Raw genomic sequence first — 834 nt, 5'->3', positions numbered from 1 at the left:
GATTTCCCATGCGTTTTCGTGTGGTACGAGTAGCGCTTGCAGTGCTGTCCGGCACGCGGCGATGAAGCGGGCGCGCTCCTGACGATGGTCGACGACCAAAAACACGCGCGCTACGGGTACAGTGACGCGAGCCTTTACGACGCGAGGGTTAGGAAATACTATCGCCCAATACACTCAGACAGGTCAATAGCGCACCGAACCGCAATCCCTGGACCCCAGAATGGATCGAGCCATTGTCATAAATTCCTTCGGCCGCGGCGGGTCGAACATTCTGGCGAATATGATCGGCTCTTCGCCCGGCGTCCTCATGACCTTCGATGAGTTTTGGCAGTTCTACTACAACGGCCGCTGGAATCTCCCTCCAAAGGTCTATCGGCGTCTGGGAGTCCGGGCGGGCAAGCTTGCCTCCAGGTCAGTGTTCTACGCGAAGCGATTTCAGAAGCGTCTGGAAAGGAGCGTCCAAGCGTCGATCGCCGCTGACTACCAGCTGCGGAAGGAAAGGGGGCTCGATCTCGCGCTCGCGCGCCACGTCCTCTTCAAGGTGACTGAGTACGACATCTTCCTGAACTCTGAAATCGAGAAGCAGTTCGAAGAGACGATCTTCGTCGGGCTGGTGAGGAACGGCTACGGCCTTTGCGATTCATGGAACCGCCGAGGGGTGCCGGCCATGATGGCGGGACGAGTCTACGGCCACATTGCCGGCAAGATGCTTGAGGAACAGGCTGCCAGAGACAACTACTTGCTTGTCAGGTTCGAGGATATGGTTGCCCATCCTCTCCGTTTTCTGGATCGCTTGTACGGGCGCCTGGCGCTGCCGCGGCCCCGTGAGGACGC

General features: G+C 58.9%; 1 protein-coding gene. It reads left to right on the top strand.

Annotated features, from left to right (window positions below):
• Positions 1-220 precede the first annotated feature (220 nt).
• The coding region (locus AC0L2C_RS34125) for a hypothetical protein (RefSeq protein WP_473525525.1) at positions 221-834 on the top strand (614 nt) is incomplete at its 3' end.

It is taken from the genome of Mesorhizobium sp. WSM4845 (genome assembly GCF_055811455.1).
This window is presented reverse-complemented; position numbering and strand designations above follow the sequence as displayed.